We start from the raw sequence: 15,720 nt of genomic DNA, 5'->3' as shown, positions 1-15,720 counted from the left end.
ATACGCTGCGAGTCCCCACGTTGGGCGCAGCGTGTCCCCTCGTCAGAGAGAGATTCCGACACGGCCGCGTCCCGATATATCGGTATGGGCGATTATCTCAGAGCTGTTCCCATCCGCAGCACCGCCGCATATGGAGCTGGCCGCGCTGCTGCGCGGCCAGCTCCTGGCATTTGATACCGAAGCCCGTACCGTCAGGCTCAGTGCTGGTGTGAGGTGTCGTGCGCGTGGGCAGGCGGAGCGGTAGCACCGGAGATGCTGCCGGTGATCCAGGACATCATGCCCGCCGTTGCGTCGAACGCCGGTTTGCGGTCGGCATTGGACCAGACGGTCTCCGGACGGCACTGGAGCAGGATCAGGTTGCTGCCCTCGGGGAGCTCTTCGTCCACCGCGAATTCAATGTCCTGAGGTGCCTGATGGATTCGCTCCAGCTTCTTGCCGAGCGTAGCCAGCGCCACCACCTCGTCATCCTGCAGGCACAACACATCGCGGCGTTCGGCAGGGACGTCCACCGGCGCGTCACCGCGGCGGTACTCGATGATTTTGTTGCCCACCACCCGGTCCGCGATGCCGAGGCCCACCTTGTCCACCACAAAGCGGTCCGGTGTCACTTCACCGCCCACCACTGACAGGCCCAGGCCCCAGCTGGCTTCCATCACGATCTTGGACCGGTCACCGCTGGTGGGGCTAAGTGTGAACATCACGCCCGCGGCGCGGGCGCGCACGGTTTTCTGGATCACCACGGCCATCTCGATGGCGTGCGGATCGATCTCTTTCTCGGCGAGGTAGGAGAGGACGCGGCCTGCGAAGACGCTTACATAGCATTTGTGCACGTATTCGAGGACGGCATCCGCGCCGACGATGTCTACCCACGTTTCGAACTCGCCGGCGAAGCTTGCGCCCACCGAGTCTTCCGCGGTGGCACTGGACCGCACGGCCACGGCGATGTTGTCCACGCCGGTGTCCTCGCAGAGCTTGGCGTACGCTGCACGTATCGCGTTCGCTACCGAATCGGGTAGGGGCATCCGGGTGAACCGTTCGCTAATGTCGCGGTCGGCGTCGTCGAACGCTGACTGCTCCCTGCCGGTACCCAGGCCGTCGAGCACCCCACGGGTGAATTCCTGCAGGCCCCCTGTCTGGAGGTAGGCCCGGTAGGCGGCCGCGGTCACGGCAAAGCCGGGGGCAACGGGCAGCCCGGCGGCGGTCATTTGGGCCAGGCCCGCGGACTTGCCGCCCACTTCCCGGACGTCCTGGCAGGTGGGGTCGTTGAATTCTCGGGTAAACACGGTCAAACTCCTAGCGGACCGCTGCGGCGGTGTCACTTGCGCGGGTGGTGTCGGGGGCCGGTTCGAGGACGACGACGGTGCCCGCCTTGCCGTCGATCCGGACCCTTTGGCCGGTGGTCAGGCGGGCGGTGGCAAAGCCGGTTCCCACCACGGCGGGAATGCCGTATTCGCGGCAGACGATGGCGGCGTGGCACATCATGCCGCCGATGTCGGTAATGACTCCGGTGGCCACTGCGAAGGCCGCCGCCCAGGACGGAGCGGTAATCGGAGCCACCAGGATTTCACCCGGCAGCAGGAGCGGCAGGTCCTTTTCGGAACGCAGCACCCGGACGGGGCCCTCGACGATTCCGAGGGAGCCCGGGATGCCGTTGAGCTTGTCAGTGGCGCCGTCGGAGGCCCCGAGCCAGTCCTGCACGCGTTCGGTGGTCACGCCGTAGTTCATCACGGCGAACGGGTCCGTGACCTGCTGCGGCGGGATACCGTAGGCGGGCGGGGCACTGGCTGCCTGGAGCGCCGCAACAATCGGGCGGCGGCGGGCGATTTCGGCCTGCCAGCGCTTCTTGCCACGTGCCGGGACGCCGATCGCCCAGGAGTCCACGACATCGAAGAGTGCGGTGTCCAGCTCAAAGCGGTTCAGGTAGAACATGTCCTCGGCGGTGTCGAGGAAGCCGGCATCCACCAGGAAACGGGCCAGGTCCCACGCCTTTTCCCAGAAAACCTTGTGGGACCAGTGCTCCACGTAGATGTTGTGCTCTTCGATGTAGGGGAAGACCTTCCGGGCGAGGCCGAGCAGTTCGTCGAACTGGCGTGCCTCATCGCCGGTGAGGAGGGCGCGGTATTCGTCCACGATCTCGTCCCGTTCGTCGCGGAGCCGCTCGATGGGCCGGGAGATGTCTTCGCCCGCGGCGATCTTGACCGCATACCGGGAGATGCCTTGCAGGGGGATGGAGAGGTCGCTTGCCCAGGTTTCCTGGTCGTGGGTGAAACCGTACTCCGCAAAGTAGTTGAACCAGGGGTCCTTGGCCTCTTCGAACGCGGCCAGCCAGGTCCGGCCGTTGGTTGTTTCCGCCAGAGCGGCCAGGATGGCTTCCGGGCCGCTGTCGCCGGTGATGATGCTGTTCAAGTCGAGTTCGTGGGAGAGCGCGGCGAGCTTGCGCAGTTCGTCGTCCGGGCGGAAGGCGAGGACATCGACGCCGGCCACCATGCGGGAGATGGACTGCTCGCTGATGAGCGGGAAGGCCTGCTTACAGAACTGGAAGAAGGTGATGTAGCCGCCGTAGCCCAAGTTCAGGAATTCGAAGTGGTACTGCCAGATGGAGAAGAATTCATCGATCAGCCGGTGGTAGTTCTCGATGACCGCCATGGCCGAGGACCGGCCGCGCGCTTCGGTGACCACTTCGGCGGGGTCGTATTCGGTCAGGCGGGGGAACTCGATGGTGCGCAGGGAATCGATGGCGCCTTCCATCTTGTTCTTCCACTTGCCGTACAGCTCGTCCCAGTTGGCGTAGTAATATCCGGCGCGTTCCTGGAAGATGGCCACGCGCTCCTGGATCCGCGCGGGGTCCTCAACGCCCAGCGGCGAGATGTAGACATACCCGTTGACCACGCGGACGTCCAGGCCCAGCGACACCGGCAGGGCGAAGATGCGGGTGCTGAACGTTCCGACGCCCAGGTACACGGCCTCAGCGCCGATGCTGTCGAAGGGGTGGCAGCCGCGGGACCAGTGCATGGTGTCAGCGAACCAAAACTGGGCGTTCTCGTGCTCCGTGGTTTCCTCGGAGGGGACCAGGTAGTACGGGTACATCGACTCCCAGCCCGCACCGCCGGCAGGGGTGGTGGATTCGTTGAAGAACGGGAAGCGTGCTGCGCTGTCCGGGGTGGTTTCGGTCATGATGTGGCTCCTTGCGACAGTGAAAGGGAGGGGGTGAGGAATTCAAGCAGTTCGGCGACGTCGGCCAGGGCGAGATCCGGTCTGGCGGCGCCTTCGAGCGTGGCGAGCAGTTCGGGAGAGGTTGCGCCGGAGAGGACCAGCGCGCTGTTGGCACCCATGGACCTGGCCAGGTCGATTTCAGCGGTGGCATCACCCACCACCGTGACCAGTCCGGCAGGGGTACCCAGCCGGTGCAGCAGCGTTTCGCCCAAGGCTGCGGAGGGTTTGCCCAGGACCTGGGCCACGGTGCCGGTGGTCCAGCCGATCGCCGCCGCGATGGTTGCCGAGACGGCAATGGATTTGCCCAGCCCGCCGTGGAACCACGGCACGTTAACGGTGGTGTAGAGCGGTGCCCCGGCGTCGACGGCGAGGCACGCGGCGTTGAGGAGCTCCTGGCTGTAGTTGTTTGCTGCCCCGACCACCACGACGTCGGCCAGTGTTGCGGAGGCGGGGGAGACCAGCTCGAGTCCCGCGCTTCGTACGGGGTCGGCAACACCTTCATCACCGACCACCAGCACCCGGGCTCCCGGATGGTGTGCCGCGATGTAGTCCGCGGCAGCGCTGCCTGCGGTCACGAACTCGTCATCCGCCACGTTGATGCCTGCCGAGCGCAGGTGGGCCGCGTACTCCCGCGGCGGCTTCTGGGATGCGTTGGTGCAGATGACGATGGAGTGGCCCGCACGCCGCAACGCGTCAACCAGTTCGCCGGCGCCGGGCATCGCGGAGCCGCCGGCGCCGCCCGCGCGGGCGGTGCGCATCAGGCAGCCATCAACATCCAGCACCCAAGCCCGGGAGTTGCTTATTCGGTCGTTCATGCTGTGACTCCTTGTGCTGCCGCCGCTTCGTTGGACGTCCCGCGTTGAATGGAAAATTTCGTGGTGCCGTCGCTGATGGACACCGAGGTGGAGGGCCGGTCATTCACTCCTGCCAGCAACCGCTGCAGCGTTGACGTGGTGGAGTCCTTCTTCGCCGCATACATGGTGTCCACCTGCTCGGCAGGCATCACCGCGCGCAGGAGGAGTTCCTCATCGCTGATTGTGGCCCCGAAGCGCCGCCGCAGATCCGCGATGGTGACGTCGCCGCCGCCGTCGTTGACTGGCTGTTGTCCGCGCTTGGTGGCCATGGCCCGGTCCATCAGTTCGGGGTTCACGGCCCCGGGCAACGGGCCGAAGTCGCCGCGCAGCAGGTCGATGACCTCATCGGAAAGCTGCTTGTACCGTTCACCGGTGATGACGTTCAGGGTGGCCTGGGTGACGATGTATTGGGCAAAAGGTGTCATCACGATCGGCCAGCCAAGGTCCTCGCGGACCTGGACGGATTCCTCGATCACCTGGTCGAACAGGTCAGCGCGCCGGATTTCACCGAGCTGCCGCCGGGTGGTGGACTGCACCCCGCCGGGAATGGTGTGCCGGTAATAGGCCTCGTCGTACTCATTGGGGCTGCCGGCGGGCAGGTTCTTGATCCGCCCCTGGCGCTGCAGGTAGGCCGACGCTTTGGCCATGGCGTCCAGGTCCACGTTGACGTTGTGGCCGCGGGCCCGAAGGTTATGGACCAGGCGCTGGGCTTCCGGGTGCGAACTTCCGTTGGCGAGCGGGGGCAGGGCGCAGTGGATTGTCTCGATGCCCAGGTCCGCAGCGTCCAGGACGGTGATGGGGGACAGGCCCGTGGTGCTGTGCGAGTGGATCTCATTCAACCGGGTGGAAGTCAGGCTGGACTGCAGCAGCGGGACCAGGCTCTTCACCCGGTCCGGCGTCAGCAGCCCGGCCGGGTCCTTCAGGTAGACGCTGTCGATGGCGTCGCAGTTGTCGAGTTCCTTGGCCTTGGTGGCGAAGTATTCGTCCGTGTGGACGGGGCTCGTGGTGTAGCAGATCCCGCCGATGACTTCTTCGAAGCCGACGCGCTTGGCCATCTCGGCAGTACGCTTGGCACCGTCCATGTCATGCATGGGATCGATCACCCAGAGCCGCTTGACGCCGTTGCGGACCAGCAGCCGGAAGGCAAGTTCGAACACGGCGTCCGGGGTGCGGTGGAACGAGATGAACCGTTTGCCCGTTGTGAGGAAGCCTAGCTGCGTGTTGGGCATCAGGTCGCGGGCGGCCCGCAACCGTTCCCAGGGATCCTCCTGGTGGTACCGCACGGCGGTGGCCATGAGGGTGCTGGAGACCAGTTCGATGGCGTGGTAGCCCACCTGGTCCAGCAGGGGAGCAACGCCCTGAACCATGCGTGTGGTGACTCCGGTGGCACCCCAGATGCTTTGGTTGCCGTCCCGCAGGGAGACGTCGACGAGTTTGACGTCGGTCATGAGTTCACCTTTTCCGTCAGCAGTTCATTGAGCCAGTGGGTGGTGACCGTGTTGTCCTGGAAGACTGGATGGGCCAGAATCCGGGACAGCAGCGGCAGGGAGGTGGTGACGCCTTCGATCTCGAAGGCTGCCAGGGCCTGTTCCATCCGTTCGATGGCGGCGGCGCGGTCCGGTGCCCAGGCGATCTGCTTGGCCATCAGCGCGTCGTAGAACGGCGGGAAGCGGTAGCCCTCATAGATATGCGTGTCGAGCCTGAGTCCGCCGGCGGCAGAAGGGCGCCAGCGCGTGACGGTTCCCGGTGAGGGCCGCAAGTCGTTTTCCGGGTCCTGGGCGGTGATGCGGCATTCGATGGCATTTCCGGTCAGAGTGATGTCTGACTGGGTGAAGGACAGTGGCTCACCCAGGGCCGCAAGCAGCTGTTCACGGACCAGGTCGACGCCGGTGATCGCCTCGGTGACAGGGTGCTCCACCTGCACGCGCGGATTTACTTCCAGGAAGGCCAGCGAATCACGCTGTACGTCGTAGAGGAACTCCACGGTTCCCAGGCCAACATAATCCAGGGCCTCGGCGATCCGGAGGGCACTCTGGTAGAGGAGTGCGCGGGTGGCCTCGGGGAGGGCGGTGCAGGGTGCTTCCTCCACGACCTTCTGGTAGCGGTATTGCACCGAACATTCCCGCTCGCCGAGGTGGACGCGGTGGCCGTGGCGGTCTCCGAGGATCTGGACCTCCACGTGCTTGGCGTCCTGGACGAACCGTTCAAGGAACACTGTGCCGTCCCCGAAGGAGGCTTCCGCCTCGGAGGATGCCAGCTGCCAGGCCTCGGCCAGTTCCGTTGTGCTTTCCACGAGTTTCATGCCGCGGCCGCCGCCGCCGTGGGCTGCCTTGATGAGTACCGGGTAGCCGATGCGTTCGGCCAGCTGCTGGACTTCCTCGGCCGTTTGCGCGGTGCCGCCTGCAGAGACGGGGACGTCCACGGATTCGGCCAGCCGCCGGGCCGTCAGCTTGTCTCCCAGCGCTCGCAGGGCCTCGGGTGAAGGCCCCACGAAGGTCAGCCCGTTCTCGGCACATAGTTCGGCGAAGGCCGGACGTTCGGAGAGGAAGCCGTAGCCAGGGTGCACCGCAGTGCACCCGGTCGAGATGGCGGCCTGGACGACGGCGTTCATGTTGAGGTAGCTGTCTGCGGGCCGCGGCCCGCCGAGGGTTACCACGCGTCCCGCCCGCCGGGCACCCAGGGTGTCCTTATCCGCGGAGGAGACGCCGAGGACGGTGTCGTAGCCGAGCCGGTCGCAGGCCTCAATGATGCGGACAGCTATCTCTCCGCGGTTTGCCACAAAGATGCGGTGCTTCATGCGGCGGCCCGGATGGCGAACAGCGGCTGCTCGAATTCCACCAGGTCGCCGTCCTTAACGAATACGGCCGCAACTTCGCCGGCGGCACCGGCGGTCACGGAGTTCATGAGCTTCATGACTTCGACAATGCACAGCACGGCATCGGCGGACACTGCATCGCCTACCTGGACGAAAGCGGGCTCGCCCGGCTTGGGTGCGCCGTAGTACGTCCCGAGCATCGGCGCGGTGACCAGGATGTGTCCGGCCGGAAGCGCGTCAGGGCTCATGGCGGGGGAGTGGCCGTTTGATATGACGACGGCGGGAGCTGGCGCCGCAGGCGCAGGTGCGGCTGCCGGCTCTGCTGGCTGCACGGCCACCGGCGGCGCTGCAGCGGGGGCCGCGGCCGCGACGGCGGCAGCAGGGGACTGGATTGCGCCCTCCGGAATGTGGCGGCCCCTGCGTACGTGCAGCCGCAGTTCACCCTTCTCATACAAAAAATCTGTGAACTCGGTCTTGTCCAGCTGCTCGATAATCGCAGCCAGTTCCTCCAGGTCAATGTCCATGTGCGGAATGTCCTTCTGTAACGCCTGTCCTCGTTGATCAGGCCCGATTGTGGTGTGTGCCACTTATTCACAGCGTAGGAAGGCACCCCGGTCTGCGCAACGGAATCTGAAGAGATTCCGCTGTGCGCAATTTATCCCCGCATAGCGGCTCCTTCCAGCAGGCCCTTCTCTGTCATCGCTGCGGCCTCGTGGAGCGACTGCACATGGTCGGCAACCATCGACTTCTGAAACCGTGCGGTGGGGATGGCTGTGGTGTAGGCGGCGATGGGCTTTCCGGAGGGGTCCCTGATGCACACGCCAAGGCCGCTGACCCCCTGCTCCGTTTCCTCGAAATTCGTTGCATAGCCTGCCTTGCGGACTGTCGCGAGCTGCCGCTTGAGAGCAGGCATGGCATGGATCCGGGCTGTGGGCCACGGCGTCAGGCCGCTGCGGTAGATTTTCTCCAGCTCCAAGTTGCCGAGTTCGGCGAGGATGGCCTTGCCCCCGGCGGAGCAGTAGGCCGGCATGAGGTCGCCCATCCTGGCTTTGACGTGGAGTGCCTCTTCTGACTCGATGCCATCAATGAAGCGGATGTGGGGCCCGGTCAGAATCATGAGCTGGACGGTGTCGTTGATGTCGCTATAGAGCTTCTGCAAGGCCGGGCGGCCTACCTGACGCAGCTGGTTCACGGAGAAATTGGCCTCGCCGTGGGGAGTCAGCTGTGGGCCTGCCCGGTAGCGCCGCTCCCGGTCCTGGATGGCAAAGTCCCTTGCGACCAGGGCGCCAAGGAGCCGGTGGGCCGTGGACGGTGCCACACCGAGGCGCTCCCCGGCTGCCTTGACGCTGATGGATTCGCCGCCGCGCAGGATGATCAGCAGCTGGAGCGCCCGGTCAACTGATTCGAGCTTGGAAGGACTTTCTGTATTTTGCATAGCAGAATGGTGACACGCTCAGGCGGCCCTGACTAGCCCACCAATCCCCGCGAATCAGCGCCCCTAATGCTGCCAGCGCGGGACATCAAACGGCACCCGCGTAATTTCGCTAAGCGAAATCTCTAACATAATGGTAGACGCCTCAAATGAGCTGTGACTAGGCTCACTTCATACCTCTCCCACATATTCAGGCAGCAAGAAAGAAGACATGGACGTCTTGACCCAGATCCGCCAGTCACCGATGACACGATTCCAGGTAATGGCCGTAGTGATCGCTCTGACACTGATCCTCATTGACGGATTCGACGTGGCCGTGATGGCCTATGCGGCGCCCAGCCTCTCCAGGGCTTGGGGGCTGGACCCGGTCACCCTCGGCTTCCTCCTCAGCGCCAGTCTGTTCGGGATGGCCGCGGGTTCGATCTTCCTGACTCCGCTCGCGGACAAGATCGGCCGCCGGAAGCTGGCCCTGATCTCGCTGGTCATCATCAGCATTGGTATGGTGCTCTCCGTTTTCGCCGGTGATGCCATGCAGCTGATGGCTTTCCGGGTCATCACCGGACTCGGTGTGGGCGGCATGATGGCCAACCTGAACGTCCTGGTGTCGGAATACTCCTCGGACAAGCGTCGGGGGACCATCATCGGCATCTACGCCGCCGGTTATCCGATCGGTGCCACTGTAGGCGGACTGGTTGCTGCCCCGTTGATTCCGGTCTACGGCTGGCATTCAGTGTTCATCGTGGGGGCGGCACTGACGGTCCTGATGCTGGCGATCTCCTGGCGCTTCCTCCCGGAGTCCCTCGACTACCTGCTGACCCGTCGCCCGTCAGGTGCCCTGCCCAAGGTCAACGGAATCCTTGCGAAGATCGGCCGGCCGGCTTTGGCCAAACTGCCGGCACTTCCCGTTGCCGTCCGCCACCAGAGCGCGGTGGGCGAGATCCTGAGCCGGCCCACCCGTTTCCGGACGCTGGCTTTGTGGATCGGCTACGCCTGCCTCGTCGCGGCCTACTACTTCGCGAACACCTGGACTCCGAAGATCGTTGCGGCAGCCTCCGGCAATGACTCCCTCGGGGTGACCATCGGTGTGATCGCCAACGCGGGCGGCATCCTCGGCTGCTTCATCTTCAGCGCACTCGCCATCAAATGCCGCAGCCGGCCCCTGCTCGTCTGGGCCCTGGTTCTGGCCGCCGTCGCCTACCTGCTCTTCGGCGTGGTCTTCACCCAGGTCAACGTCGCCCTCGTCGTCGCACTGTTCCTCGGGATCCTCACCACCGCCGCGATTGCCGGCTTCTACGCTGTGGCACCCGATGTTTACACCGCGAGGGCACGGGCCACCGGTATCGGCTGGATGATCGGGCTGGGCCGCTTGGTCTCCATCGTGGCCCCCATCCTGGTGGGTTACCTGATCTCCGGCGGCTGGCAGCCGGAGCGCATCTTCTTCCTGTTCGCCATCCCGCTGGCGACCTCCGCCCTGTGCATCGTTTCGCTCGGCATGTCGCTCAAGCGCACACAGCCGCCGGCCCTGGCGGACACCGCCCTGGCTCCCACCTCGCCTGCTGCGTAAGCGGAACCCATACTCTCCCCGTCAAGACATCGAAGGAAAATCCATGCGTTCAGTTGAAACCGGCGCCCTGCTGCGAGCCGCCCCCAAGCGTGAAGAATGGTCCGGCTCCCGGATGGGCCGCTTCCTGGCCGCCGTCGAGCAGAAGACCGGCCGGACCTTCGCCGGTTACGAGGACGCGTGGCAGTGGTCCGTGGACAACCTCGAAGAGTTCTGGGCCGAGGTCTGGGACCACTTCGAGATCATCTCCCACACCCCCTACGAGGCAGTCCTGGGAGACCGCAAGATGCCGGGGGCGGAGTGGTTCCCGGGTTCCACGATCAACTACACAGAACACATAGTGCGCGCAGTCCGCAGCCGCCAGGACGACATCATGGTTAAGTCCCGGAGCCAGACCGCCGGCCGTTCCGAATGGACCGGCGGCCGGTTGCTGGAGGAGATCGGGCGCATCCAGCAGGGCCTGGTCCGCCAGGGCATCATGGCGGGGGACCGCGTGGCCGGCTATCTGCCGAACATTCCGCAGACCCTCGCGGCCTACCTGGCCACGACGGCCCTGGGCGCCATCTGGTGCTCCGTGCCGCCCGAAATGGGCCCCAAATCCGTGGTCGACCGGATCAGCCAGCTCGAACCCAAACTGATCATCGCCGTCGACGGCTACAGGTGGGGAAAGAAGGACCTGTCCCGGGCGGATGACCTGGTGCGGATCCGGATGGAACTGCCGGACACCCAGGTGGTGCTGCTCCCGTATCTTGACCAGGACTGCCAGGTGCCGGCCAACACCATTGCCTACCGCGACTTCACCGCTGAGAGCGCCAACATCCGCTTCGAGGCCGTGCCGTTCTCTCACCCGCTGACCGTCCTGTTCTCCTCCGGAACCACGGGCAAACCCAAGGCGATCGTCCACTCGCACGGCGGCCTGCTGCTGGAACACTTCAAGGCCATGGGGCTGCACTTCGACATGGGCCCGAAGGACACCGCGTTCTGGTTCACCACCACCGGCTGGATGGTATGGACCCTGGGCATCTCCACTCTACTGACCGGCGCCGCCGTCGTCCTCATGGACGGGGACCCCAACTGGCCAACGCTCGACGGCGAATGGTCCCAATGGGCGGTACTGGCCGAGACCGAAGCCACCTACCTGGGCACGGGTTCTGCCTACCTCGCCGCCTGCGCCCACGCCGGACTTACGCCGGGTGCCACCTGGGACCTCAGCCGGCTCCGCGAGATCCAGTGCTCCGGCTCGCCGCTCGCGGCCGACGTCGCGGCCTGGGTGTACGACGACGTCAGCCCGGACTTGGTGCTTGCCCCCACCTCCGGGGGCACAGATATCTGTGCCGCATTCCTAGGCGCCAGCCCGCTGACCGGAGTCTATGCAGGCGAAATGTCCTGCCGGCCCCTGGGCGTGTCGGTGGAGTCCTGGGACCGGGACGGACACCCGCTGCACGGCATAGCCGGCGAGCTCGTAGCCACGAAGCCCATGCCCTCCATGCCTGTCTTCTTCTGGGGCGACACGGACAACAAGCGTTACACCGACAGCTACTTCAGCGCGTATCCGGGTGTCTGGCGGCACGGTGACTGGCTCATCGAGACCGAACGCGGGACCTGGGTCATTTCGGGCCGGTCGGACGCCACCCTGAACCGGGGCGGCGTACGCCTGGGCACGGCCGAGTTCTACGCCGTTCTCGATGGCCTGCCACAGGTCAACGACAGCATGGTGCTGCATTTTGAGGACCCGACAGGGGGAATGGGCCGCCTGGCGCTGCTTGTTGAAGCCCAGGAAGGTGCAGATACTGCACAGCTGGAGGCGGCGGTCCGCCGGGCGCTCCGCACGGAACTGTCACCCCGCCACGTCCCCGACGACGTCGTCTTCGTTCCCAGCATTCCCCGCAACCCCTCAGGAAAGCGATTGGAAATCCCGCTCAAACGGGTCATCCAGGGCGCCGTGCTGGGCGAGGCCATGGACCCGGGTGTTCTCGTCAAACCGGAAGATGTTGGCGAGACAGTGCGGCTCATCAAGCAGGCGTTCGCCGCATGACTACTACCAGAAACGTGAACACCATGAATATTGCCGACATCGTAGCCATCGACATGCACGTCCATATTGAAGCCGACGGCCACGGCCACACCGACATGCCGGAGGACTTTCGCGAAGCTGCCCGCAAGCACTTCGGAACCTCGCACGAACCGTTGAACGTCGACAGCGTGGCCGCGCACTACCGCGAACGCAACATGGCCGCCGTCGTCTTCACGGTGGACCATGAATCCCAGACCGGGCATCCGCCCCTCTCCAACCGCGAGATTGCCCGCCAAGCCGCAGGGCATTCGGATGTGCTCATTCCCTTTGCCAGCATCAACCCTGCCCGCGGCGAGGAGGGCGTGCGGGAAGCGAAAATCCTAGTGGAGGAATTTGGTGTCAAGGGGTTCAAGTTCCACCCCAACCTGCAGGGATTCTTCCCGAACGATCCCATGGCTTACCCCCTATACGAGGCGATTCAGAAACTGGGCGTTCCAGCGCTCTTCCATACGGGGCAGAGCGGAATCGGTTCGGGCATGCCGGGCTCGGGCGGGATCAGGCTGAAATACTCCAACCCGATCGTGCTCGATGACGTGGCGGTGGACTTCCCGGATTTGAAGATCATCATGGCCCACCCGTCGTTTCCCTGGCAGGAGGAGGCACTGGCGGTCGCGGCGCGCCACACCAACGTCTACATCGACCTCTCCGGCTGGTCCCCGAAGTACTTCCCGCCGCAGCTAGTGCAGTACGCGAACTCACTCCTGCGGACCAAGGTCCTTTTCGGCTCCGACTACCCCATGATTCCGCCGGACCGCTGGATCGCCGACTTTGAGAAACTGGCCATCAAACCGGAAGTCCGTCCGCTGATCATGCGCGAAAACGCGCTCCGGCTCCTCGGGCTGCAGAACGCCACAGGGACCGCCACGGAATGATGACGGGCCTGAGCGCACAGCACATGCTCATGGCTCGAGTGAAAAATGCCTAAATTTGGGAACACCGACGAGCGGGCAACAGCCCACCGCCTCTGTCCCTCCGCCTGAACACATGGAGAAGACAATGTCACAACGCGTACTCATCACGGCCGGAGCCAGCGGGATCGGACTGGCCACCGCCAAGGCCTTTGTAGCCGCCGGCGCCAGGGTTCACATCGCCGACATCAACGCCGAGGCGGTGGCCGCAGCCAGCGCCGGTAATCCGGACATCACCGGATCAGTGACGGACGTCAGCAACCCCGACGCCGTCGCCCCCCTGTTCGAGGACGTCAAGAAGGAGCTTGGCGGTCTGGATGTGCTGGTCAACAACGCCGGCATCGCCGGCCCCACCGCCCCGGTGGAAGAATACGACGCCGGCGCTTTCGCCGCCGTCGTCGGCGTGAACCTTCTGGGGACCTTCAACGTCACGCAGAGGGCTATCCCGCTGCTTAAGGAATCCGACGCCGCATCCATCGTGACCATGTCTTCCCTGGCCGGCCGGTTCGGCTACCCGAACCGTGTTGCTTACTCCACCACCAAGTGGGGCCTGGTCGGCTTCGCCAAGACGCTCGCAATGGAACTGGGTCCCTTTGGCATCACCTCGAACACCATCCACCCGGGCGCCGTGGACGGCCCCCGCATCATGAGCGTCTTCGAGGGCCGCGCGTCCGTGTCCGGCCGCACCGTGCAGGAGGAAATCGACTCCGCGATGGCCAACCAGTCCGTGAAGAAATTCATCAACCCGGACGACATCGCAGCCTTGATCCTGTTCCTCGCCGGCCCGCACGCCCGAACCATCTCTGGCCAGATGTTCCCCATCGATGCCGACTCCAAGGCCGCAGTCTGATGATCACCCGATACATTGCCGCACAGGCCCCAGCCGCCGGGAAACGCATTCCCCGTTAAAGTCACTCCGCCGGCGGGCAGCCTCTGGCGCGGCCGCGTCGTGCTCATCGTGGGCACGTGCTCCTGGCCATCACCCTGCGGCACGCCGTCACCGGCCTGTCCCCGCTGCTGCCGGAGGTCCGGGGAGAAATGGGTCTGGAGGGTGTCAAGGGTCACAAGCGCGGAGACTCATGCGGGCGAGGAGTCCCTGGCCCGGAGCTTTGCGGCCCGGCGTCGGGACCGCTCGGGGACGGAAGCCCGGTGATCCGGGCAGAGGTGAGGCGCGTCGGCACTGCCAAACACTTCAGTTCCGAATTTTGGCGTTGACACCCACTGCGCCGTGCTCCTAGTGTCATCTCCCGCTGCCCAATTGGTTTGGCACCCCGCCAATATCGCCCCCGCCGGCGCCCAGCCGACCCAGATCCTGACCGCCGGCGGGACGCCAACGTGGTCGCGCTCAACCACGTGGTCAGCGACGTCGCTTCCCAGCACGTCGTTCTCGACGCGTCGACCACCCACTCCAAAGTGCTCGACAGCGGTGCCGGCTCGCAAGTCACTTCGTACAGCCCGGACACCGCTATCAGGCCGACGCCGTGACAGGCCAAAGCGCGCCAGAAGCGCGTCCCGAGCCACGGCTTCGCTCCCACGTGCGCGGCCGGCCGTTTGTCGCCAGACCGCAATGTCACCCCGTCAGTAAGCGGCCTCCCTGGCGCCGCGGTCGACAGGGCACCCTGGATGTTGGCCGATCTGTCCACCCCAGAGGTACCGCGGTCCGTCCCGCTTCACTGGTGCCCTGGACGGACTGGGGCGGTGACTATGGTCGCGGTCTGCTCAACGAGCGTGTAGATCGCGATGATGTGCTGGACGCGATCCAGCTTTCGTGGATTGGGTGGCAGAAAACGACGGCGGTCAAGGGCGTCCGCTGGCGCGGCCGGCTGGCACCACATTCCCTGCTTCAAAAGGAGCTTGTTGCAGGCGGCGGCAGCTTCAGCGCACTTCTGTGCTCTGTGGTGCGGTGAGTCTCGCTACTCTTGGGGCGATGGCTGTTGGGGCGGTGCGGGCGGCAATGGCCAGGGTGAAGGCTGTTGCGAGGCCGAGAGTCGTCCAGGCGTAGATTTCCCGGCCGGGGAGGTCGGTTGTTGCAAGCCAGCGGATGGCATAGTTCGTGGTTGCACCGACAGGAAAGGTGAATACCCAGAACATTTGCGTGAAGGGAAGCTTGCGGTACTCGGGGAGGAGCATGACTTGCATGAGGACCATGATCAGCAGCACGCCTGTTAGGCAGAGTTGGACTGTCCCCACGGGGCCTGGATGTGACATCATCCAGGCGATGTTGGCGGTTGCGGGTGCAGCCAGGTATGCGGACAGTCCGGTTTTGGCGGCCGGTGGCAGTTCGCCGCCGGTCATCAGCCGGATGGTGACGACGGTTCCTATGACCAGCCAGAAGAACGCGCCGATGCCAAACGCGGCCATGGCCGCGTCATGGGCATGGATGCTTGAGAATCCGATGCTGGCAACGAAGGATCCGGCCACGACGGGCAGCAGGTAGCCGGGATGGATGGATCGCATGGATATCCCGCCGGTGACCCAGTGGGCGAGGAGCTGGGCAGCGACGATGGCAAGGGCGGCAATGAAAGCCATGCACAGCCAGGCGCCCCATGGCGGCAGGTACTGGCTGTAGTGGGACGAGAGCAGGATCCCCACTAACGGGATGAAGGACGCGAAGGGCCCTGCCACGTCGTGTCGCAGGTCGGCCCGGAATGCTCCTTTTCGGCGAAGGCCCCGGAACACGTAGAGGGCGGTCAGGACCAGCCACAGTGAGCTGGCTGCTCCGTAGAGGATTTCCTCCGGCCACATCGGGGATCCTAGTGAGCTCCTCGCGGCAGACCAGCCGCCCCCGAGACCGGCAAGCCCCAGGGGAATGCCGAAGCGGCTCAAAGCCGGCATTCCCGAAGGGGCGGCCGGAGACAAGGCG

At 65.0% G+C, this 15,720-nt stretch carries 13 protein-coding genes; 5 read left to right on the top strand and 8 right to left on the bottom strand.

Features of this window, described 5'->3' with window-relative positions; all coding sequences use genetic code 11:
* Window positions 1–197: 197 nt before the first annotated feature.
* The 7 genes from BLQ10_RS19210 to BLQ10_RS19180 form a co-directional block, all read right to left on the bottom strand.
* Window positions 198–1,283, bottom strand: a complete 1,086-nt coding sequence (locus BLQ10_RS19210) for a PEP/pyruvate-binding domain-containing protein (RefSeq protein ID WP_091564611.1) — start codon at window positions 1,281–1,283, stop codon at window positions 198–200.
* Between the two features lie 10 nt (window positions 1,284–1,293).
* Window positions 1,294–3,174, bottom strand: a complete 1,881-nt coding sequence (locus BLQ10_RS19205) for a PEP-utilizing enzyme (RefSeq protein ID WP_091564610.1) — start codon at window positions 3,172–3,174, stop codon at window positions 1,294–1,296.
* The gene (locus BLQ10_RS19200; RefSeq protein WP_091564609.1) at window positions 3,171–4,028 is read right to left on the bottom strand and encodes an HAD-IIA family hydrolase; all 858 of its coding nucleotides are present in this window, start codon (window positions 4,026–4,028) and stop codon (window positions 3,171–3,173) included. Before BLQ10_RS19200 ends, BLQ10_RS19205 begins: the two co-directional genes overlap by 4 nt.
* Window positions 4,025–5,515 carry a pyruvate/oxaloacetate carboxyltransferase gene (locus BLQ10_RS19195; RefSeq protein ID WP_091564608.1) on the bottom strand — a complete coding sequence of 497 codons (1,491 nt, stop codon included), beginning with the start codon at window positions 5,513–5,515 and terminating at the stop codon, window positions 4,025–4,027. The genes BLQ10_RS19200 and BLQ10_RS19195 overlap by 4 nt, the downstream gene beginning before the upstream one ends.
* Window positions 5,512–6,864, bottom strand: a complete 1,353-nt coding sequence (locus tag BLQ10_RS19190) for an acetyl-CoA carboxylase biotin carboxylase subunit (RefSeq protein ID WP_091564607.1) — start codon at window positions 6,862–6,864, stop codon at window positions 5,512–5,514. The genes BLQ10_RS19195 and BLQ10_RS19190 overlap by 4 nt, the downstream gene beginning before the upstream one ends.
* Window positions 6,861–7,406: an acetyl-CoA carboxylase biotin carboxyl carrier protein gene (accB, locus tag BLQ10_RS19185; protein ID WP_091564606.1), complete on the bottom strand. Its 546-nt coding sequence runs from the start codon at window positions 7,404–7,406 to the stop codon at window positions 6,861–6,863. The genes BLQ10_RS19190 and accB overlap by 4 nt, the downstream gene beginning before the upstream one ends.
* A gap of 131 nt (window positions 7,407–7,537) precedes the next feature.
* Window positions 7,538–8,317: an IclR family transcriptional regulator gene (locus tag BLQ10_RS19180; RefSeq protein WP_091564605.1), complete on the bottom strand. Its 780-nt coding sequence runs from the start codon at window positions 8,315–8,317 to the stop codon at window positions 7,538–7,540.
* A 208-nt stretch (window positions 8,318–8,525) separates the two neighbouring features.
* Here BLQ10_RS19180 and BLQ10_RS19175 point away from each other — a divergent pair, with 208 nt between their 5' ends.
* The 5 genes from BLQ10_RS19175 (at window position 8,526) to BLQ10_RS19155 (ending at window position 14,342) form a co-directional block, all read left to right on the top strand.
* Complete coding sequence (locus tag BLQ10_RS19175; RefSeq protein WP_091564604.1) at window positions 8,526–9,878, top strand: MFS transporter; 1,353 nt, start codon at window positions 8,526–8,528, stop codon at window positions 9,876–9,878.
* Between the two features lie 43 nt (window positions 9,879–9,921).
* Entirely contained in the window at window positions 9,922–11,910 is a 1,989-nt protein-coding gene (locus tag BLQ10_RS19170) for an acetoacetate--CoA ligase (protein WP_091564603.1), read from the top strand.
* Window positions 11,907–12,821 carry an amidohydrolase family protein gene (locus BLQ10_RS19165; RefSeq protein WP_302847341.1) on the top strand — a complete coding sequence of 305 codons (915 nt, stop codon included), beginning with the start codon at window positions 11,907–11,909 and terminating at the stop codon, window positions 12,819–12,821. Before BLQ10_RS19170 ends, BLQ10_RS19165 begins: the two co-directional genes overlap by 4 nt.
* A 124-nt stretch (window positions 12,822–12,945) precedes the next feature.
* Entirely contained in the window at window positions 12,946–13,707 is a 762-nt protein-coding gene (locus BLQ10_RS19160) for an SDR family oxidoreductase (RefSeq protein WP_091564601.1), read from the top strand.
* A 485-nt stretch (window positions 13,708–14,192) separates the two neighbouring features.
* A complete protein-coding gene (locus BLQ10_RS19155; protein ID WP_368086531.1) occupies window positions 14,193–14,342 on the top strand; it encodes a hypothetical protein in 150 nt (49 codons plus the stop codon).
* A 390-nt stretch (window positions 14,343–14,732) separates the two neighbouring features.
* Here BLQ10_RS19155 and BLQ10_RS19150 read toward each other — a convergent pair whose 3' ends face one another.
* Window positions 14,733–15,692, bottom strand: coding sequence for an SLAC1 family transporter (locus BLQ10_RS19150; RefSeq protein WP_254785675.1), 960 nt, complete (start codon window positions 15,690–15,692; stop codon window positions 14,733–14,735).
* Window positions 15,693–15,720: the final 28 nt, after the last annotated feature.

This window comes from Arthrobacter sp. ok362 (genome assembly GCF_900102785.1).
Classification (GTDB): domain Bacteria; phylum Actinomycetota; class Actinomycetes; order Actinomycetales; family Micrococcaceae; genus Arthrobacter.
This window is presented reverse-complemented; position numbering and strand designations above follow the sequence as displayed.

Bases quoted from the DNA above. Each gene is read 5' to 3' on its own strand.
- accB (WP_091564606.1), bottom strand. From the start codon at position 7,406: ATGGACATTGACCTGGAGGAACTGGCTGCGATTATCGAGCAGCTGGAC.
- BLQ10_RS19160 (WP_091564601.1), top strand. From the start codon at position 12,946: ATGTCACAACGCGTACTCATCACGGCCGGAGCCAGCGGGATCGGACTG.
- BLQ10_RS19180 (WP_091564605.1), bottom strand. From the start codon at position 8,317: ATGCAAAATACAGAAAGTCCTTCCAAGCTCGAATCAGTTGACCGGGCG.
- BLQ10_RS19205 (WP_091564610.1), bottom strand. From the start codon at position 3,174: ATGACCGAAACCACCCCGGACAGCGCAGCACGCTTCCCGTTCTTCAAC.
- BLQ10_RS19190 (WP_091564607.1), bottom strand. From the start codon at position 6,864: ATGAAGCACCGCATCTTTGTGGCAAACCGCGGAGAGATAGCTGTCCGC.
- BLQ10_RS19195 (WP_091564608.1), bottom strand. From the start codon at position 5,515: ATGACCGACGTCAAACTCGTCGACGTCTCCCTGCGGGACGGCAACCAA.
- BLQ10_RS19150 (WP_254785675.1), bottom strand. From the start codon at position 15,692: ATGCCGGCTTTGAGCCGCTTCGGCATTCCCCTGGGGCTTGCCGGTCTC.
- BLQ10_RS19200 (WP_091564609.1), bottom strand. From the start codon at position 4,028: ATGAACGACCGAATAAGCAACTCCCGGGCTTGGGTGCTGGATGTTGAT.
- BLQ10_RS19165 (WP_302847341.1), top strand. From the start codon at position 11,907: ATGACTACTACCAGAAACGTGAACACCATGAATATTGCCGACATCGTA.
- BLQ10_RS19175 (WP_091564604.1), top strand. From the start codon at position 8,526: ATGGACGTCTTGACCCAGATCCGCCAGTCACCGATGACACGATTCCAG.
- BLQ10_RS19170 (WP_091564603.1), top strand. From the start codon at position 9,922: ATGCGTTCAGTTGAAACCGGCGCCCTGCTGCGAGCCGCCCCCAAGCGT.